This is a genomic window from Cryobacterium sp. N22 (assembly GCF_002929555.1).
Classification (GTDB): domain Bacteria; phylum Actinomycetota; class Actinomycetes; order Actinomycetales; family Microbacteriaceae; genus Cryobacterium.
The window spans coordinates 539,232-558,670 of the sequence record NZ_PJJP01000039.1; the positions used below are offsets into that span (position 1 = coordinate 539,232).

Below are 19,439 nucleotides of genomic sequence, written 5' to 3' on the forward strand. Positions count from 1 at the left end.
TGCGCTCGCTGCCGTGCAGTGTTACTCGAGCCCATCGCTGTGTCCATCGCCGCTGCTCCGATCAGCGCTTGTCAGGGGTGCGATCCTTGGTACCGATGGGCGCCCACCCGCGCCGCGCCGGCCGCACCTGCCCGGGTTCTTGATCCCTGGACCGGTAGACGATATAGGGCCGGAACAAGTAGTGCAGAGGCGCGGTGAACGCGTGCACCAGTCGGGTGAAGGGCCAGATGGTGAACAACAACATGCCAACGAGGGTGTGGATATGGAAGGAGAACGGAGCGGCGGCCATTGCCGCGACATCGGGTTGCAGGATGAACAGTGATCGGAACCAGGGCGACACTGTTTCACGGTAGTTGTGGCCGTGTTCGCCGCTGAAAACGCTGGCGAGAGTGGTCCAGAGACCCAGGACAATCGCGGCGGTCAACACGACGTACATGATTTTGTCGTTGCTGGTCGTGGCCATGAAAACCGGCCCGGTTTTGCGTCGTCGATAGATGAGGATCACGATGCCCCCGAGGGTGCAGACCCCTGCGACGCCGCCGACCAGTAGGGCATTGAGATGATAGAAATCCTGGCTCATCCCGAAAAAGAGTGTCCAGGACATGGGTATCACCAGGCCGAAGAAGTGGCCGGCGATGACCGCGAGAAGCCCGAAGTGAAATATTGGTGATCCGATGCGCAGGAGGCGGGATTCGTAGAGTTGGGATGAACGGGTGGTCCATCCGAATTGGTCGTACCGGTAGCGCCAGATGGTCCCACCGATCAGGACCGCAAGCATCACGTAGGGAAGAATGCCCCAGAGTAGTACGTCCCACATCATGAGCCGGCGTTCAGGGGAAGCAGGCGCGGGTCGAAGGGTTCAAGGCCGACGCTCTCGGCGGGCGGGCCGACGCCGGCCATGGATTGCACGGCCTGTCTGTCTGCGGGTGATGGGCCGGGAAGTGTGGCGCAGATGCCTTCAATCACCGTGGAATACGGTGACCCGTGCTCGGTGAGCGCGAGCCGGAGCATTTCGATGCTGGGCCGGTACTGGATGAGCAGGTCGCGTCCCGCGACCGGGCCGGCCACGGCTGCGAACTCGAGAACCAGCGGCAAGAAGTCGGGCAACTCACCGTGGGTGTTGGTCAGGTAGTCACTCCCCCGATACACCTTCTTGAACTCAGCCAGCACGTCACCCCGGCGACGGGTGTCGCCGTCGGTCCAATACGAGAGATAGAGCGGATGATGCTTGCTGAGGTCGAACGTCTCCACATAGGAGCGCTCCAGGGTTCCCAACGCGGTGTTCTCGAGGTACCCGAGGAACGCGGTGAGATCCGGCGCAGCCGGGCCGTGTTCGGCCAGTGCGGACCGCATCAACGTGCACCGTTCCAGGAGTTGGGCATCCGGGTAGGACAAACACCAGGACGCGGCCTGATAGAACACGCGCTGGGCCAGGCTGTGAGCGGCCGCTCGATTGCGCCTCATGACGAGCCGCCCTCCGTGGGCGGGCGCAGGTCGGCCGGCGACGGGGCCGCAGCGCTTGGTCGGTCACGTTTCTCGGGAAAGAGGCCGGTGGGGCTGCCGTTGCCGTCCCAGTTGAGCAGGTTGACGCGGCCTCGAAGGGCCTGCTCGCCGGCAGGAGTGTCGGACGTCTGCCGGTCTTTCAGCGCATAGAAGTTCTCCACGGCGACGGGTGTGGGCCGGCCGCTCGCCTCCCCGAACGGCGAGTCTTCATACATGCCCGGACCGCCCTCGAAATCGACCGAGCAGCCCATCTCCTCCAGGTCGTGCGCCTGCTCGACGTGTGCCTTGGGAATAACGTAGCGCTCGTCGTACTTCGCGATCGCCATCAGCCTGTACATCTCGTACATAGAGCCCGGCGACATCCCCACGGCTGCCGGAATCGACGGGTCGGGTTCCTGTTCCATTGTGATCGCCCGCATGTAGGCACGCATCGCCGCAAGCTTGCGCAACACCTCGGTGATTTTGTCGGTGTCGCCGGCGGTGAACAGCTCGGCGAGGTACTCGACGGGGATGCGGAGCGCGTCGATGGCTCCGAAGAGATTGCCGCTGTCTTCGGCATCGTGGCCCTGCTCGCTCAGCAGGTCGACGATGGGAGACAGCGGCGGCACGTACCAGACCATCGGCATGGTGCGATACTCCGGGTGCAACGGCAGCGCGACTTTGTACACCTTCGCGAGCGCATACACCGGCGACTTCCGTGCCGCGTCCAGCCAGTCGGCCGGGATTCCCTGGTCGAGGGCGGCTGCGGCCACCTCGGGGTCGTTGGGATCCAGGAGCACGTCCATCTGCGATTCGTACAGGTCAGTCACGTCCGTCACCGCGGCGGCGTCGGTCACCCGGTCGGCGTCGTAGAGGAACAGACCGAGGTAGCGGAGGCGGCCGACACAGGTTTCGGAGCACACGGTGGGAAGACCGACTTCCACCCGCGGATAGCAGAAGGTGCACTTCTCGGCCTTACCGGTCTTGTGGTTGAAGTAGATCTTCTTGTACGGGCAGCCGGTGATGCACTGGCGCCAGCCTCGGCACTTGTCCTGGTCCACGAGCACGATGCCGTCTTCGACGCGCTTGTAGATGGCACCGGACGGGCACGACGCCATGCAGGAGGGGTTGAGGCAGTGCTCACAGATTCGCGGAAGGTAGAACATGAAGGTCTGTTCGAAGGCGAACTTGATTTTGTCTTCCGACTCCCGCCGCACTTTTTCGACGATGGGGTCGAGGTGTCCCATCTCCGGGGCCCCGCCGAGGTCGTCGTCCCAGTTGGCCGACCAACTGATTTTGGTGTCCTTGCCCGTGATCAACGACTTCGGGCGGGCCACCGGGAAGTCGTCTCCGAGCGGCGCGTCGATCAGGGTCTTGTAGTCGTAGGTCCAGGGCTCGTAGTAGTCCTTTAGCTCGGGCTGCACGGGGCTCGCGAACAGTCCGAAAAGCTTCTTCAGCCGTCCACCGCCCTTGAGTACGAGTCGGCCCTTCTTGTTGAGCTGCCAGCCGCCCTTCCACTGTTCCTGGTCTTCGTAGCGGCGCGGATACCCTTGTCCCGGCCGGGTTTCGACGTTGTTGAACCAGACGTATTCGGTGCCGGCGCGGTTGGTCCACGCCTGTTTGCAGGTCACCGAGCAGGTGTGGCAGCCAATGCACTTATCGAGATTCATCACCATGCCCATTTGAGCCATCACGCGCATCAGTACCGCACCTCCTGGGAACGCTTTCGGATTGTGGTGACCATGTCACGCTGGTTGCCGGTGGGTCCTAGGTAGTTGAACGCGTACGACAGCTGCGCATACCCGCCGATGAGGTGGGTGGGTTTGACGAGCAGCCGGGTGGCCGAGTTGTGGATACCACCCCGGCGGCCCGTCGCCTCGGACTTCGGCACATCGATCGTGCGCTCCTGCGCGTGGTAGACGTAAACCACACCCGCTGGCATCCGATGGCTGACAATGGCTCGGCACACGTACACCCCGTTGGTGTTGACGCACTCGATCCAGTCGTTGTCGGAAACCGAGATCGCCGCCGCATCCGTGGGGCTGATCCACGCTGTCGGCCCTCCCCTGGACAGCGACAGCATGAAGAGGTTGTCCTGATACTCCGAGTGGATGGACCACTTCGAGTGCGGGGTGAGGTAGCGCACGGTGATCTCGGTTGTTCCGTTCGGCCCGAATCGCGGTTCACCGAACAGGCGCTGCATATCCAGCGGTGGTCGGTAGATCGGTAGGGCCTCGCCGAGGTCGCGCATCCAGTCGTGGTCGAGGAAGAAGTGCATCCGTCCGGTGAGGGTGTGCCAGGGTTTTAGCCGCTCCACGTTGATGGTGAATGGCGAGTACCGACGCCCGCCGGTCTCCGACCCTGACCACTCGGGCGAGGTGATCACCGGGACCGGCGCCGCCTGCGTCTGCGCAAAGGTCACCCGTTTTTCTTCGGAACCTTCAGCGAGGTCGGCGAGCTTCATGCCGGTCTGCTCTTCCAGTTCTCGAAACCCCTGCACGGCCAGTTCTCCGTTGGTGGTGCCTGAGAAGCTCAGGATGGCCTGGGCAAATTTCGCGTCGGTATCGATAGCCGGGCGGCCGTTACCCGCCCCGCCGAGCATCAACCCATTGCTGCGGGCGAGCCGCTCGATTTCGTGCCCCATCCGGTAGGTGATGTTCTTGACGGTGAAGCCGCGTTCCTCCGCGAGCGGTCCGACTGTGGCAAGCTTCTCCGCGATCGCGGTGTAGTCGCGTTCAACGATCGAGAAAACCGGCATGTTCTGTCCGGGCACCGCCGGGATATCGGTGTCCCGCCAGTCCCGCACAACTCCACCAGGCTGGGCGATTTCCCCCGGCGTATCGTGTTGCAGCGGCACACTGACCAGGTCCCGCCGGGTGCCGAGATGCGTTTTGGCCTGGCGGGAGAATTCCTCTGCGAGTAGACGGAAGGTGTCGAAGTCGGTCTTGGCCTCCCACGGCGGGTCGATGGCGGGACTGAAGGCGTGCACAAAGGGGTGCATGTCGGTGGAGGAGAGGTCGTGTTTTTCATACCATGTGGCGGCAGGGAACACGATGTCTGACAACAGCGTGGTCGACGTCATCCGGAAATCAGCGGAGACGAGGAGGTCGAGTTTTCCCTCCGGCGCCTCGTCACGCCACTTCACATCCCGGGGTCGGGCGGCGTTCACGTGGTCGGCGCCCATCACGTTGTTGTGGGTGCCGAGGAGGTTGCGCAGAAAGTACTCGTTGCCCTTGGCCGACGAGCCGAACAGGTTCGAACGCCAGAGCACCAGTGTGCGCGGCCAATTCTCGGGAGCGTCGACATCGTCGATGGCCGGGTTCAGCCGCCGGTTCTTGAGAGCGTCTGCGATCCAGGACGGGGCATCAGGCGCCTCCCCCGCATCCACTGCGGCTTGCGCCTCATCGGCGAGATCAAGCGGGTTGCGGTCGAACTGCGGGTAGAACGGCATCCAGCCGAGCCGGTTCGACTGAGCGAGGGTGTCCACGGTGTGCATTCCATCAAAATGTCCCTCGGCGAGGGGGGACTTCAGGGAGTCGGCCGAGTACCCGTCCGAGCGCCATTGATCGGTGTGCATGTACCAATACCCGGTACCGATCATGGTGCGCGGGGGCCGGCTCCAGTCCAGAGCGTTTGCGAGGGAGATCCATCCGGTGATCGGGCGGGTTTTCTCCTGGCCCACGTAGTGGGCCCAACCGCCACCGTTTCGCCCCATGCAGCCGGTGAGCATCACCAGCGAGAGCACCGCACGGTAGGTGGCGTCACCGTGAAACCACTGGCAGATTCCGGCACCCATGATGATCATGGACCGCCCCTTAGATTCCTCGGCATTGCGGGCGAACTCGCGAGCGACCCGGATGCAGGCGGCCGCCGGCACGCTCGTGATCTCCTCCTGCCAGGCGGGCGTATACGGGGTCGACGCATCGTCGTAGTCGGTGGCCCAATCGCCGGGCAGACCCGGACGGCCCACCCCGTACTGGGCGAGCATCAGGTCGAAGACTGTGGTGACCAGGTGCCCGGCCACGCGCCTGACCGGCACACCCCGGGTCACCACCGACCCCTCGCCGGAGGGCGCCTCGAAGCAGGGCATCCGAATCTCGGCGGTTTCGGCGGATGCGCCGGCGCCGGCCTCGTCGAGAAGGCTCAGGACCGGGTCGACACCCTCCAGGTCAAGGTTCCACTTGCCCTTGCCCGCCTCCCCGTACCGGTAACCGATGGACCCGTTGGGCACCACGGGAGCGCCGGTGGCCGAGTCGAGCAGAACCGTCTTGAAGGCTGCATCCGGAGTGTTCGCCTGGTCGGGCAAGTCGGCCGCCATCAGGAATTTCGTCGGCACGAGGCCGCCGTCCGCGTGCTCCTCAATGCGAACAAGGAAGGGCAGATCGGTGTAGCGGCGTACATAGCCGCTGAAATACGGCACCTGTCGGTCGACGAAGAATTCTTTGAGCATCACGTGCCCCATCGCCATCGCGAGGGCAGCGTCGGTGCCAGCCTGTGCGGGCAACCACTCATCGGCGAACTTCGTATTGTCGGCATAGTCAGGGCTGATCGCGACCACCTTCGTGCCGCGGTATCGCACCTCGGTCATGAAGTGTGCGTCGGGGGTGCGCGTCACCGGAACGTTCGAGCCCCACATCATCAGGTAGGTGGAATCCCACCAGTCCCCGGATTCGGGCACGTCGGTCTGGTCGCCAAATACCTGCGGTGAGGCCACGGGGAGGTCGGCGTACCAGTCGTAGAAAGAGGTCATCACCCCACCGATGAGCTGGATGAACCGGTTCCCCGCGGCATGCGACACCATCGACATGGCCGGAATCGGGGAGAAACCGGCACACCGGTCCGGGCCGTACTTCTTGATCGTGTGCACGTGGGCGGCGGCGGCGATCTCAACGGCCTCCTGCCACGGGATCCGGATGAGCCCGCCTTTGCCTCGCGCCTGCTGGTAACGGCGCCGGCGTTCAGGGTCGTCGACAACGTCGGCCCAGGCGAGCACGGGATCCTTCAGCCGGGCTTTGGCCTCCCGGTACATCTCGACGAGGACGCCGCGGGCGTACGGGTAGCGCACTCGTGTCGGCGAGTAGGTGTACCAACTGAACGCGGCTCCGCGGGGGCACCCGCGCGGCTCGTATTCCGGACTGTCGGGGCCGACCGACGGGTAATCGGTCTGTTGCGACTCCCAGGTGATGATGCCATCCCGAACGTAGACCTTCCACGAACACGACCCCGTGCAGTTCACCCCATGGGTGGAACGGACCACCTTGTCATGGCTCCACCGGTCGCGGTAGAACACATCGCCCTTGCGCCCGCCCTCACGGAACACTGCGCGTCCATCATCTGTTTGGTCCCACCGCGTAAAAAAACGGCCTAGCGCCAACATGGTGTCCGACGCTTTTCCGTCCAAACCGGCAGGCACTGAAGCAGCTGCCATGGGCACACACTACAGTTGGCTCCCCCGCGACGCCAGTGAAACTGAGTTCTTTTCATCCTGTCAATTTTGGACGTTTTATCGTCGAGCTGGTGAGTCTCTTCTTGGCACCGCGGGAACTGTTGAATCCGTCCGTAGCAAGGTTTAGTCTTATGTCACTCGTGGTGTTCAATTGGTCGAATTGGGTGCTGCCTAGGCGATACAGAAAATATCTGGTGGCGCTGAAATGAACGATGTCTCGCGAACCGTCGGAAGAAGGCTTACGTCGCCGTTTCTGGAGCTGCTACCGATAGAGGGTGTGGCGATTTCGGTTTTCGATCAAAATCGTCGCTCGGCGATGCTCTATTCCACGGATATCACCGCGGCGCGACTGGAGGAGCTGCACTTCGATTTGGGCGAAGGGCCCCTATTCGATGCGTTCACCAGCGGGTCTTTGGTATCGGTGCCGGACCTGGCCAGGACCGAACGGTGGCCCGCATTTCTTCGCAGCGCCTCCGACCTCGCCGCGCGCGCCATCTTCGTGTTCCCGCTGATGCTGGGTGCAGTGTCCATAGGGGCTGTGATCTGCTACCGAAAGACACCAGGGCCCCTTTCGGACGGGGCCGCTGAAACTGGCACATCGCTCAGCCGCGCCATTGCAGGACCGGCCTTCCGCGAAGCCATTCAGATTGCCCTCGAGGAGCCCCTCGATCGGCGGGCTCCGATCGAGGGGCGCAGACAGGTCCACCAGGCTACGGGGATGGTGCTCGCCCAGCTGGATGTCAGCGCAACCGATGCGTTCTCCAGGATACGGGGATACGCTTTTTCTAGCGAAAATACCGTCCAAGAGGTCGCAAACGCCGTCGTCAACCGGCGCCTCAATTTCGCAGAAATCCGTGAGTAGGTTCCGACATGGAGAATAACGCACAGGCGGATGACATCACCCGCGAAGCAGCAATCAACGACGCCTTTGTGCGGGTGGCCGGCACGCTTGTTGAGAGCTATGACGTCGTCGAACTGCTCTCCACGCTCGTGAATACCTGCACCCAGCTGTTAGACGTGCAGTCGGGCGGCATCGTCTTGGCCGACATCACAGGTTCGCTCGAATTGGTCGCCTCGACTAGCGAAGAAGTAGAAGTCGTTGAAATTATGACCATCGCCGCGGGGGCCGGTCCCTGCATCGAGTCCTATGAAACCGGGACGGTCACAAGCGTTCCCGACATCGAGGTGAACGCCCGAGCGTGGCCGCGATTTCGCGAAACTGCACTGGAGCAGGGCTTCCGGGCCGCCCATGCTACGCCGCTCCGACTTCACGGAAGCACCATCGGCGCCATGAACCTCCTCCGCACAACGCCGGGAGCGCTGAGCGAACGGGACGCCCGACTAGCTCAAGCTCTGACGGACGTAGCCACCGTCGGGATTATTCACGAGCACGCCTTCCGCCAGCCTGAGATTGTGGCGGCGCAACTTCACCTCGCACTGGATACGCGAATCCTGGTGGAACAGGCAAAGGGCGTGCTCGCCCAGGTGCGCAACTTCACGATGACCGAAGCGTTCACCGCACTTCGCGGGTACGCGCGCGACGAAGGAATTACCTTGCGAGCCGCGGCCCAGGACGTGATCAATCGCACGTCCAACATCGAATCAGTATCGCCGCAGACTGCCCGGTAAACCCGAAGGACGCTCAGGTCAGGAATTGGATGACGTCGAGCAAACGACGACAGTGTCACGTTCAATTGGCCGACGACGCAACGGTAAACCCCACTCGCGTCGGCTGCGACAGCTGCCGCATCCTCGCACTCGTCCAGCTAAACCGCCACGTACCTCAAGGTCGCCGCCCGCATGCTTGAGGTTCAGCCGTTGCCAGACCGGAATCACCGAACTGGAGATCGAAAAGGCTCCCTCGAGGATACCGATGAGCGGCTTCGCGCCGACCAGGACCAGCCGCGACCCGTTCCAATCGGAGGCGAGGAGGCTAGGAGTTTGCGCCTTTCGAACCGGCCACAGTCGCTACATAATGTTGACGATTCACCAAAGTTCACGTCAAAGGGCGCTGCGGTTTGTGGCTTAGTGAAGCCATCCGTTGCGTCTGCCCGACGCGGGAGGCTGCGTGGTTCAGCGAGAAGTCGGCCATTTGCTGCTAGAAAACGAGACGGACAGTGTGCTCGTTGGCTTGGCTGCTGCCGGAGACCAGGCCGCATTTGCTGTGTTGGTCAACCGCTACCGAGCAGTCATGGGCGCGTACGCGCAAAGCACGCTGGGCTCTGGCGCTGAAGCCGACGATGTGGTGCAAGACGTCTTCATCAACGCCTGGGCGAAGCTCTCAACGGTATACGACGGAGAGCACGTGAAGGCCTGGCTGATGCGGGCCGTACGGAACAGAAGCATCGACCGCCTGCGGACGACCCAACGGGATCCGGGAACGCTGCCCTTCGACACCCCGGCAACAGTCGAAAGTAGTCCCTTAGACGTAGTGCAGCTTCTACTTCAAAACGACGCACTGTCTCTGGCGTTGGCTAACCTCCCCCTGGATCAAAAGCGGGCCTGGCTCATGCGTGAGTTCTCCGGCTGCAGCTACGCAGTTATCGCGACCCAACTCGTCGTTCCAGAGTCGACCGTGCGCGGATTACTCGCCCGATCGCGTCACACCCTCGCCCACGATCTGGCCGCCTGGCGCTAGCCAATGGCCCACGCCCGGCCGATGGACAGCCACTTCCACAACGAGCATTGTGAACACGATTCGGACCGAAATATAGTGCCGCTGAGAGCCCAACAGGGAGGGAGAGAGCATGACAAGCTCCACGGCGCACGACCGGACCCTCGACCAACCGCGGAACGGCAATTCGGCTCAGTCAGACGATGACAAACCCGACAACCCACCAATCGAACGGCCAGACCTTGAGGATCCACCGGCAGGCCCCGCCGACGGACTGGACGATGACTTCGATCCTACGGCGGCCTCGGCCAATCCTGACCTCGTCGGTCAGGCGCCTGACGAACTGCCTTATCCGTGACGACTCTGAAGGGCGCGACATGCCTGGCACCAGAAATAACAGTCTGAAGAATCTATACGAAGAACTCCGCAAAGACGGCAACTCGAAGCAGAAGGCAGCACGATCTCCAATGCTGCCGCCCAACAGGGAGCCACAGAAGTCGCAAAGAAGGGCGGCGAGTCCGGCTCGTACGATGACTGGACCGTTTCCGAGCTCAAGAAGCGCGCCAAGGAGTTAGGACTCACGGGCTATTCGGCAAGAACCAAACCCCAACTCATCTCCCCATTCCGAAGTCACGCGCCACCTGCGCTGTCGGTTCTCCACCTTCGATGAGTCGGTTCGCGCTGCGGATCTAACTGTTGGTGAATCCTCCGTGGTCGGCCGCCAAAGTTCTTGCCGGTCTTTCGCCGTTTGTCGATCGAGTCAAGAACCCACTCTCGCTTGATGTCGTGTTCCATCTGCCCGAGCGCCGCCGTGACAATGAACAGCATGGAGCCCGTCGGCGTCAGCGTGTGGACGTCGTCCCCGCCCAGATCGAGGACCCGGAGAGCCACACCCCGGCCCCTGAGGTTTTCGGCGAACACGAGCACGTTCTGCGTCGATTGGCCCAGCCGGTCCAAGGTTGTGATCACGAATGTGTCGCCAGGCTCGAGCGCTTTGAGTGCGACATCAAGCTGAGGCCGAGCTTCTCGAACTCCGGCACTCCCCTGATCGACATACAAGACATCCCGCCGAACGCCTGCCGCCAGGATCTCGACCTGCTGAGCATCCGTAGACTGCTGCCGAGTCGATACCCGCGCGTATCCAATGAGCTTTATCACCGCACTCCTTCGCTGTCTCATAACTAGCGATGCGTACTCAATTTTCGCCAAAAGGTTACGCGACGTAGTTACAAGATCCATCAGGCCTGCGATTGTGGGAAGACAAGGGAAACTGCAGATCACGCCCGTAGGGCGTCTTGTATCCGTAGGGTTACGAGACACCCGCTATGCCCGTGAGTCATTTTGATCGATTGACGGCGGCAAACCAGGCGGATAGTGGTCGAGCCGTGATGAGTATCAGGATGCCGAACAGCGTCTGACAGAGTACGCCAAAGAGTGAAGGCCTCCGATCGTGGCGTAAACCGTGGCATTCACGCCAACGTCGACGACGATGACGACAACACCGAGGACGACGCCAACCTGTTTCTGGAGCAATATGAGAACGACGACAAGCGGATCTAAAACCGTCAGCAAGACCCAGAACAGGCGAAGAGGATCGGGGAAGGACGAATAGGCGTTTGTGCCACCCAGCAAGAGATCGACGGTGTGCGTGCTGGTGCCAATCAGGTAGCCAACAATCCAGAGCGCCTGAAAGATGCGGGCCGAACTAGTACATCGGGAAGATTCAGTGTCGTTCACCCGCGCCTGCTCCTCACGACGATGCCTCCACGCGCGCTCATGTCCTCAACTTACCTGCTCCATTGCGCCAGGATCGCTCGGATTTTGCCTAGGCTGCAGGGTCGAATGCGCCCAGGTCTGGTCAGAGTCTTCCTGCGTCATCGGAGGGCTCTTGAGAGCCCGACGTCGCCTAACCTCCGTGTATCGAAACACATGGGATACGAGACACTCCAGATCGCTCCTGTGCACTCCAAGCAGCAGGCGACCTGTCTCGTATCCGGACCTGTCTCGCATCCGTAGGGTTACGAGACAGCGCTAGGGATGAGGACGCCGGGCGGGAAAATTCGGCTGCGTCAGCCGATGAGTGTCGACCATGCGACATCGATCACGCAGAGACCATCGTCGGTTTCGCGGTAAAAGACGTCGCCGGGATGCTTGTCACCCGGAGTCGCCCCCTCGGGAAGACCCTCCAGGTTGATGTTCCACTGCGGATCGAGTGGTACTTGTTCATCCCAGTAGTCGGCAAAGAACCGTTCCGGCTCGCCTGCGGAGCGGCCTTCCCAATATTTTGCCGTGCCGAGGTCGGCTTCGGCGTCTTCGCAGACGAGATCGGATGTTCCGCCAGAAGCGAGGTCTTTGATGAGGTTCTCGGTAGCTTGGATAACCTGAGCACCGTCGTTCCCCCAAATTAGCGTGTCTACGGAGCACCCGCTCAAGACCACTGCGCACATAGCTGCGAATCCGGCAAGAGCGAGGGCGCGGCGAGGCTTCATGCCTTGAGGCTACAAGATGGCACGTAGTCGCCTCACTTGGAGCGGAGTTTCCCAGAGCCCGCGTGATCCCTTATATGTGCCCGCTCCGCGTTCCCTTCACGGCATTCGCGGTGTTCCCAACCCGCCATATATAACTGGGATAGACCGATGCCCAAGCGAACCGCCATGACCGTCCAGCGGGTCTCGTAACCCACGTGTGTCGAAACCCATGGGATTTGAAACATCGAAATCACTCAGTAACCGCTCCCGCGTGTCATTTGCTATCGAGAGCCGCGGGAAGTCGCGAGGAGTCGAGCGAGGCCAAGTACTCGGCGTTGCCGTGCATAGCGGGCTTGTACCGCTCGATCTCTTCGGTGTGCACATGGTCGGCAAGCAGCGCGAGGAGGCTGCCGAGAGCTGCATTGACGTTCCCGGCTGCGTGCAAGGTCAGGGATTCGAATGCGCCGAGAGCGACAGAGTCCGGGAACTCCCTCCGCGCCTGGGCGAAGATTGTCGTTGACTCATCGAGACGGCCGAGGTTGCGGAGGGTGCTGCCGAATTGCAGGTAGCACCGGCGACGCATGTCCCCTTCCAGCCCTTCGGCCATAGCCCGCTCATAGAACCCCAGCGCAGTGGCTTCCTCGCCGGCGGTGTCATAGGCTCCCCCTACCTCGTAGAGGACCCGAGGGTCGCGAGGGTGCTGCTCGTAGAGAGGGAGAAGGGCTGCAATGGTCGGGGCCATGTTGTTCCGGTCGCGAGTTGCGAAAATGCGATCGAGCTCGGCGTGCAGTTCGATACCCATAGTGTGTGACTCCTAGAAACGATCGGGGCTGCGCAGACGCGCGCAGATCAGGTTAGCGTCCGGCACTCGTTCGGCGGTCCGTCTGGAGCAGAGCCACAGCCCACACCTATCGTCGAGCGTCGCGCGCTTCCGGTGCGGTGGTCATGGCGAATGTCTCGCAACTTCGACTGTCTCAGAACCCATGGGATACAAGACATGCGCGCGACAATTCCCTTGTTGCGATCAGCACGTGCTCGCCGGCTACATCAATTGGGCGTCGCGCGGTGTCTCTTCGCCCTGATAACCATTAGTGCAAATGCACACGTGAATACCACCGCAAGCCAAGGAAGTGCTGCCTGGAATCGCCAGTCGCGGTTTGGTTAGTCACCATCAGGCCCCGATCGGCGGATAAGTGTCCCATAACCCAAGTGTCTCACCGCCCATAAGTTTTTCGAGACCTCAGGGACGACGTCGGCGCTCGACTAGCGCACGTGGCGACATATCGTTGTGGGGCGCTTGGCAACGCTTGGAAAGGCCTGCACTGCGGTGTCATTCGAGCGGTCTTGTGACCTGCGGAATTAGCTACCGTCTCGAAAATCTGCCGGCACAGTGATGCTGTAAGTGATGTTCTTGAACTCGGCGACGCACTGGTCTCCCATGGGGGCCTGCGCGAGAAAGCCCACACGCACAGGGCCGTCGTAGGCGAGGCGGAAGACGCGCACGAAATCCCAATTGTGGCCGTCGGCGGACGAGTGAAAGGCCCAACCCGACCCGAAGCGAACAACCCGGAGGTAGACCGAATCCTCGGAGACAACCGTTGAATTGCAGTCATCCGAGTATTCGTTTGTCACCACAGACACGACCATGGCTTGGCCCTGGGGTGAGTATTCGAAGCACAGCTTGGCCCAATGGTCGGTGTCGCCCCAAATCGCCAGGACGGCAGCGTCGAAAGTTGTTCGTTCGCTCAGGACCCGAGCGCGAACTGAGAAGGAAAAGTCTCCTGATGGGACGAATCCGAGCAAGGACGCTGCATGTTGTTGGCGACCGCCGAAGGCATCGTTGGTCCAGTCAGCACCTGCGGCAGCGGTGACGACGAGGACGCCGGTTGCAGGCGTTTCGGCAAGTGCCTGGCCGTTGACCCATTCGAGAGGAGGAACCCCCGGCACAGCAACGTTCATCGAATTCCTTCTCCCCATCATGGGCGCCGTACACAGCGCCGTCGATAGCGTAAAGGAAGGCCGGTGCTCATCGTGGGTCTGACGACGTGTTATCGGTAACGGGTTTCTCGAGGTGCGGCACCGGGGGAAGCGGTCGAGGCGCGGCTAACGACCTGGACGTGCAGGTAGTGGGATGGATCGGGCTCAGGAGTGCCCTCGATCGCCGAGATCAGGATTCGCGCAGCGAGTTGCCCTACCGCGGCCATACCGTGACGGATGGAGCTCAGCTGCGGATCTAAATGTCAGGCTTCGGGCGCATCATCCACTCCCAGCACAGCAAGCTGGTTAGGCACACTGATCGATCGGCCGCGTAGGCCGTGCATCAAACCGATAGCCATCGCGTCATTAGCGACGAAGACCGCGCTTTACGCGTCCGGGCGAATGGTGCGGGCAAGGCTGTACCCGGACCCTGACGTCCAGTCTCCCGCTTGGCCGATCTCGACAGCCATGCCCAGTTCACTGGCTCGCGCGACAAACGCGTCTTGTCGATGTATCGCGGAGAGAGCTCCGGGTGGTCCTGGCAGATGCAGCACTCGTTGATGGCCAAGCTCGCACAGGTGCTCGGCCGCGACTCTCCCTATCAGTTCCTCCGCGCCCGGCTGACTCGGCGTACCCCGGTCGAGAAACCGATCGATATACATGGGCACCGGTGAACGGTAGCCGAGAAGCGACTCCCGCATCTCTGCCGACTGCGCAAGCGCCAGAATTCCGGTGGTCGATCCTTCGAAGTCACGAAGCGCCTGGGACACGCATGCCGCCACGTCGCCGCCTTGCACGGTGGCGAGGTCGAAACGATAGCCGGCAGCTGCAACTCGGCTAGAGCAGCAACCGTATTGCCGCCTGGCCATCATCTGCCTTGGGCACACTCCACGGTTCGTCCACCGGCGACGCCAGTGAAACTGAGTCCGGTCGGTTTTGAACCGCGGGAATGTGTTGCGCTCAGCAGTCGAACGTTACTAAAATCTGAGGAAGTTTCGTTTTAGCTGTGAATCAGCCCAGTAATGCTGGATCGAAGAACGTGCCGATCACTCCAGTGTCATGGACTCCAGCGTCACCGGAGGGGGCCTCGTGGTCCAGATATCACCTAAGAACAGCACGGGCAAGAGCCCCCGTTCCGAACTTCTCGTCTCTAAAGTCTGGGTTCAGGGCGTTGCGCTGGTGCTGATCTTCGGATTCTGCGTGATGGGCATCCTGGCGCTCCGCACATACACGGACTCAATGCCGCAACCGTCACAGACGGTTACCGAAAACGGCGAAGTGATTTTCACAGCGGCTGATATCACGGCCGGTCAGCAAATATTCCTGCGCCGCGGATTGCAGCAGTACGGATCCATTGTGGGCCACGGCGGCTACCTCGGTCCGGACTACACCGCGGACTATCTTCGACGCTCCTCAACCATCGTCCTCGACGACCTTCAGGCCACCGATGTACAGGATCCACGCGGCGAGCTGGTCGAAATGATGCGCACCAACAGGTACGACCCGAGCAGTAAGACCCTCACCTACACCGACCTGCAGGCGGGCGCATTCACCGATCTGAAGGCGCACTACGCCGAGTACTTCGGGGAACCCACGACGAAGTATGGGCTCATTCCCAACATGATCACCGATCCGCAGGAGATCCACCAGCTCACGGCATTTTTCGCCTGGACAGCCTGGGCCGCCGCCGCCGAACGGCCTGGACACAACTACTCGTACACAAACAATTGGCCGGCCGAACCCCTCGTCGCCAACGGGCCGACCGCCGACATCATCGTCTGGAGCGGTCTCTCGCTGGTGGCTCTCCTGGTAGGAATCGGGGTCCTGTTCGGGCTGTACAGTCGCTGGAGTCAGAGGATGGGCTGGCATGCCTCTGAGGCCCCCGCCCTCGCGTTCCGTCAGCCCGGTGAGGTCGCCGTCACCCCCGGGCAGCGAGCCACGGCGTGGTTCTTCTTCGTTGTCGCCCTCCTGTTCCTCGGCCAGGCCCTACTGGGGGCTGCGCTGGAGCACTATCGTGCCGATCTCTCCAGCTTCTTCGGGATCGACCTGGCGCAATTGCTCCCCTTCAACCTCGCACGCACCTGGCACGTGCAATTGGCACTGCTGTGGACCGCCGCATCGTTCCTCGCCGCCGGCATCTTCCTTGCCCCGTATATTTCCGGCCGGGAGCCCAAGCGCCAGCATTGGCTTGCCTACGGGTTGCTGGGGGCCGTCGCGCTGGTGATCGCGGGCTCATTCACAGGCGAGGCATTGAGTGTGTTCGGGGTGAAATGGGCCAAGGGTTCGCTGCTCTGGGACCAGCAATGGGAGTACCTCGACCTTCCGAAGGTCTGGCAAGGGCTCTTGGTCGTCGGCCTGTTCCTCTGGATCGCGATCATCTTTCGCGGCATCCGGGCCCGCCTGAAGACTGAATCACGGTTCAATATGCCGTGGCTGTTCTTCTACGCCGGACTTGCGATCCCCGGCTTCTACGCCGTGGGTCTGCTCGCGGGCACGGAAACCGTCCTCACTGTCGCTGACTATTGGCGATTCTGGGTCGTTCACCTGTGGGTCGAGGACTTCCTCGAGTTGTTCACCACCGTGATGGTCGCCTACATCTTCGTGATGCTGGGTGTTGTGCGACGGAAGATCGCGATGCAGCTGATCTTCCTCGACGTGATCCTCTACTCGGTCGGCGGCGTCATCGGCACGATGCACCACCTGTACTTCTCCGGCACCCCGGTGGAGCACATGGCCCTGGGCGCTTTCTTCTCCGCACTGGAGATCATCCCGCTGACGTTCCTGACCATCGAGGCTTGGAGCTTCCTCCAATTGGGATCCCGTCAGGAGTCGCGGAGTTCTGCCCCCTTCCCTCACCGCTGGGCGGTGATGTTCCTCGTCGCGGTCGGGTTCTGGAACTTCCTCGGTGCCGGCGTGTTCGGGTTCCTCATCAATCTGCCGATCGTCTCGTACTACGAGATCGGCACGGCCCTAACCGCTAACCACGCTCACGCATCGATGATGGGCGTGTACGGGATGTTGGGGGTGGGGCTTGGCCTGTTCGTGCTCCGCTACCTCATCCCCGCGGAGCGATGGCCCGACCGGCTCGCCAAACTATCGTTCTGGTCACTGAACATCGGGCTGGCCTGGATGACGTTTGCGACGCTGCTCCCCCTCGGTGTCATCCAGCTATGGCACTCCATCAATGACGGCTATTTCGAAGCCCGCGAGCTGGGCTACATTACGCAACCCGGAAACGCGATCCTCGAGTGGATCCGGATGCCGGGAGACATCATCTTCATAGTCGGCGGCGTTGTCCCCTTCCTGTGGATCACGTGGCTCGGCGTCCGGTACCGGATCAAGGCCACCACCCACGAGGTTCCCATCGAGACCCTCTTCGTCGAGGAGACCCCGGCCGACGACGGCTCACCCGCCGGTGCCGCCACGCTGCCGTCATCGCGGTACGGCTCGGACCGTCGCGGCACCAGTGGTGGCGCAGGCACAGGCGGGAGCGGCTGATGGGCTCGGTGGACCCGGCCGTCTGGCTCGGGGCCGGATACGCGGTGTTCCTGCTGGTGGCGGCGCACCTACTCGACCTGACCGCCCGGCGCATCGCCGTGCAGTCGAGCCGGTGGCACACCGGAGGATTCACCTACCACCCGAGCCACGACGCGTGGGTGTGCCCGGAGGACCAGTGGTTGTGGCCGACTTCGTTTGACCCCGACAACCGGGTGATGCGGTACCGCGGCACGCCGAGTATCTGCAACGCCTGTCCGCTCAAGTCGGTCTGCACGACATCCGACAGCGGCCGCCAGATCAGCCGCAACATCGACCCCTGGCCGAGCTCGGAAGCCGAAAGATTTCATCGCGGTATCGCCTGCTCCGTGGTCGTCCTGGCCGTGCTCTGGCCCCTCGTCACTATGATCGGCCCCCGCACACCGCTGGAGTTGGTCATCCTCGGTGCGACTGTGCTTCTGGTCGCCCTGGCCAGCTGGCCCCTGTGGTCACACTTCCGGCGGACCCCCACCGGCTTCCCACTGCACGTCCCCGTTGAGGGCCTCGACGAATCCCTCGCCGGCGCGCAAGCCGGCGGACTGCGGGAAAGCCGCCGGAAGGCCGTTTACGGCAGTACCCGGCGCGCCGACCCTGTACGCGTCACCATTGGCAAGCCCCCGCCGGAGGTTCGCAAGACTGGCCCTGTCGAGCACGGAGCACCATGACAGCCGCGCTGATAGCCGTCGCCGTCATCGTGGTGCTGGCACTGATCTATGCGTTCGCGTCGGTCAAGGTCCTCCGCGAATACGAACGTGGCATAGTGTTCCGGCTCGGTCGCATCGGTGATCTGCGCCAGCCCGGGCCCCGACTCGTTCTTTTCGGAATCGACACACTCGTGAGAGTCGAACTGCGCATCGTCACACTCACGATCCCGCCTCAGGATGTAATTACTAAAGACAACGTGCCGGCCCGGGTGAATGCTGTGGTGTTGTTTCAGGTCACCGATCCGGTGCGCTCGGTCATGGCCGTGGCAAATCATGCGGTCGCCACGTCGCAGATGGCCCAGACAACCCTCCGGTCCGTGGTCGGCCGCGCGGACCTCGACACTCTCCTGGCGCACCGGGCTGACCTGAATGAGGATCTCGCCCACAGCATCGACGCCCAAACCGAGCCTTGGGGAGTGCATGTAACGGTGGTCGAGATCAAGGACGTCGAGATCCCCGAGGCCATGCAGCGCGCCATGGCCCGCGAAGCGGAAGCCGAACGCGAGCGTCGGGCGAAAGTGATCAACGCCCACGGCGAACTCCAGGCATCCGAAGAACTGCGCTTGGCCGGAGAAACCCTCAGCCGCAATCCGGCCTCGCTGCAACTGAGGTACTTGCAGACCCTCCTCGAGCTTGGTGCGGACCAGAACTCCACAGTCGTGTTCCCCTTGCCCATCGACATCATCGGGCCCTTCCTGCAGAAGGTCCCCGACCTCATCGACCGGTTCAGCAGTGCTACCCGGGACCAATCCCCCGCCGCCGAGAGTCATACCGGTGCATCGCCGGAGGGCAGCCCTCTGGATGAGAGCGCGCGCTTCGCTGAACACTCCCGCCCACCGTCCGACAAAATCGAGAGGTACGACCGTGAGTGACCCGCATCTCAATGTTGAACCCTCCGCGACTTCCCAGTCCGACGCAGATGGAGAGACCGTCCAGACCACTCAGCCACTCAGCACGCGCGGCATCCGTTCTGTCGTCGCCGGAACCCTCGTTGCTGCCTTCGCGCCGTTGGCTGGTTTCCTCGGTGGCACGATTGTCGGCTCGACCGGATCGACAACCGAACTCGACCCGTTGTTCGTCTGGTTGTTTCTAGGGCTCATTGTCGGTGGCGCCGGCGCGATTCTAGCCATCACGGGCGCCCTGAGGTGGGTCAGGGCGAACCACGCACCACAACGGGTCGGTCCGATCTCGAAGCACTAGGGACGTGCCCAAAG

General features: G+C 62.2%; 18 protein-coding genes and 2 pseudogenes. 10 read left to right on the forward strand and 10 right to left on the reverse strand.

Annotated features, from left to right (window positions below):
• Window positions 1-61: 61 nt before the first annotated feature.
• The 4 genes from narI to CXY76_RS17965 are packed head-to-tail and all read right to left on the reverse strand — an operon-like array spanning window position 62 to window position 6,910.
• On the reverse strand, window positions 62-817 hold the full coding sequence (narI, locus tag CXY76_RS17950; RefSeq protein ID WP_104167406.1) for a respiratory nitrate reductase subunit gamma: 756 nt from the start codon (window positions 815-817) through the stop codon (window positions 62-64).
• Window positions 817-1,464 (reverse strand): nitrate reductase molybdenum cofactor assembly chaperone, encoded by a 648-nt coding sequence (gene narJ / locus CXY76_RS17955; protein WP_104166903.1) that lies wholly within the window; start codon window positions 1,462-1,464, stop codon window positions 817-819. The genes narI and narJ overlap by 1 nt, the downstream gene beginning before the upstream one ends.
• Window positions 1,461-3,182, reverse strand: coding sequence for a nitrate reductase subunit beta (gene narH / locus CXY76_RS17960; RefSeq protein WP_104166905.1), 1,722 nt, complete (start codon window positions 3,180-3,182; stop codon window positions 1,461-1,463). Before narH ends, narJ begins: the two co-directional genes overlap by 4 nt.
• Entirely contained in the window at window positions 3,182-6,910 is a 3,729-nt protein-coding gene (locus CXY76_RS17965; protein WP_199190352.1) for a nitrate reductase subunit alpha, read from the reverse strand. The genes narH and CXY76_RS17965 overlap by 1 nt, the downstream gene beginning before the upstream one ends.
• 223 nt (window positions 6,911-7,133) lie before the next feature.
• Here CXY76_RS17965 and CXY76_RS17970 point away from each other — a divergent pair, with 223 nt between their 5' ends.
• From CXY76_RS17970 to CXY76_RS19725, 5 genes and pseudogenes are all read left to right on the forward strand, one after another.
• Entirely contained in the window at window positions 7,134-7,790 is a 657-nt protein-coding gene (locus tag CXY76_RS17970) for a GAF and ANTAR domain-containing protein (protein WP_146073494.1), read from the forward strand.
• A gap of 8 nt (window positions 7,791-7,798) precedes the next feature.
• Window positions 7,799-8,557: a GAF and ANTAR domain-containing protein gene (locus CXY76_RS17975; RefSeq protein ID WP_104166911.1), complete on the forward strand. Its 759-nt coding sequence runs from the start codon at window positions 7,799-7,801 to the stop codon at window positions 8,555-8,557.
• Between the two features lie 439 nt (window positions 8,558-8,996).
• Complete coding sequence (locus CXY76_RS17980) at window positions 8,997-9,566, forward strand: RNA polymerase sigma factor (protein WP_146073495.1); 570 nt, start codon at window positions 8,997-8,999, stop codon at window positions 9,564-9,566.
• Between the two features lie 109 nt (window positions 9,567-9,675).
• Window positions 9,676-9,900 carry a hypothetical protein gene (locus CXY76_RS19310; protein ID WP_146073496.1) on the forward strand — a complete coding sequence of 75 codons (225 nt, stop codon included), beginning with the start codon at window positions 9,676-9,678 and terminating at the stop codon, window positions 9,898-9,900.
• A 19-nt stretch (window positions 9,901-9,919) separates the two neighbouring features.
• A pseudogene (locus CXY76_RS19725) lies at window positions 9,920-10,212 on the forward strand (Rho termination factor).
• Here CXY76_RS19725 and CXY76_RS17995 read toward each other — a convergent pair.
• From CXY76_RS17995 to CXY76_RS19850, 6 genes and pseudogenes are all read right to left on the reverse strand, one after another.
• The gene (locus CXY76_RS17995; RefSeq protein WP_369826178.1) at window positions 10,173-10,700 is read right to left on the reverse strand and encodes a recombinase family protein; all 528 of its coding nucleotides are present in this window, start codon (window positions 10,698-10,700) and stop codon (window positions 10,173-10,175) included. The pseudogene CXY76_RS19725 and the gene CXY76_RS17995 sit on opposite strands and share 40 nt — an antisense overlap.
• A gap of 237 nt (window positions 10,701-10,937) precedes the next feature.
• Window positions 10,938-11,279 carry a hypothetical protein gene (locus CXY76_RS19315; protein ID WP_146073497.1) on the reverse strand — a complete coding sequence of 114 codons (342 nt, stop codon included), beginning with the start codon at window positions 11,277-11,279 and terminating at the stop codon, window positions 10,938-10,940.
• Between the two features lie 332 nt (window positions 11,280-11,611).
• Window positions 11,612-12,031, reverse strand: a complete 420-nt coding sequence (locus CXY76_RS18000; RefSeq protein WP_199190353.1) for a hypothetical protein — start codon at window positions 12,029-12,031, stop codon at window positions 11,612-11,614.
• 253 nt (window positions 12,032-12,284) lie between these two features.
• Window positions 12,285-12,812, reverse strand: a complete 528-nt coding sequence (locus tag CXY76_RS18005) for a tetratricopeptide repeat protein (protein WP_104166920.1) — start codon at window positions 12,810-12,812, stop codon at window positions 12,285-12,287.
• A 557-nt stretch (window positions 12,813-13,369) separates the two neighbouring features.
• Window positions 13,370-13,969: a DUF1349 domain-containing protein gene (locus tag CXY76_RS18010; protein WP_104166922.1), complete on the reverse strand. Its 600-nt coding sequence runs from the start codon at window positions 13,967-13,969 to the stop codon at window positions 13,370-13,372.
• Window positions 13,970-14,058: 89 nt separating this feature from the next.
• Window positions 14,059-14,358: pseudogene (locus tag CXY76_RS19850) on the reverse strand (substrate-binding domain-containing protein); the annotation flags it as partial.
• A gap of 78 nt (window positions 14,359-14,436) precedes the next feature.
• Between CXY76_RS19850 and CXY76_RS18025 the strand changes: the two are divergent.
• The 5 genes from CXY76_RS18025 to CXY76_RS18045 all read left to right on the forward strand — a co-directional run bounded on the left by CXY76_RS18025 (window position 14,437) and on the right by CXY76_RS18045 (window position 19,425).
• Window positions 14,437-14,661 carry a hypothetical protein gene (locus tag CXY76_RS18025; protein ID WP_104166928.1) on the forward strand — a complete coding sequence of 75 codons (225 nt, stop codon included), beginning with the start codon at window positions 14,437-14,439 and terminating at the stop codon, window positions 14,659-14,661.
• Between the two features lie 604 nt (window positions 14,662-15,265).
• Window positions 15,266-17,485 carry a nitric-oxide reductase large subunit gene (locus CXY76_RS18030; protein WP_233200002.1) on the forward strand — a complete coding sequence of 740 codons (2,220 nt, stop codon included), beginning with the start codon at window positions 15,266-15,268 and terminating at the stop codon, window positions 17,483-17,485.
• Window positions 17,485-18,186, forward strand: a complete 702-nt coding sequence (locus tag CXY76_RS18035) for a hypothetical protein (RefSeq protein WP_199190354.1) — start codon at window positions 17,485-17,487, stop codon at window positions 18,184-18,186. Before CXY76_RS18030 ends, CXY76_RS18035 begins: the two co-directional genes overlap by 1 nt.
• A complete protein-coding gene (locus CXY76_RS18040; RefSeq protein WP_104166932.1) occupies window positions 18,183-19,097 on the forward strand; it encodes an SPFH domain-containing protein in 915 nt (304 codons plus the stop codon). The genes CXY76_RS18035 and CXY76_RS18040 overlap by 4 nt, the downstream gene beginning before the upstream one ends.
• Window positions 19,090-19,425 carry a hypothetical protein gene (locus tag CXY76_RS18045; RefSeq protein WP_104166934.1) on the forward strand — a complete coding sequence of 112 codons (336 nt, stop codon included), beginning with the start codon at window positions 19,090-19,092 and terminating at the stop codon, window positions 19,423-19,425. Before CXY76_RS18040 ends, CXY76_RS18045 begins: the two co-directional genes overlap by 8 nt.
• Window positions 19,426-19,439 lie beyond the last annotated feature (14 nt).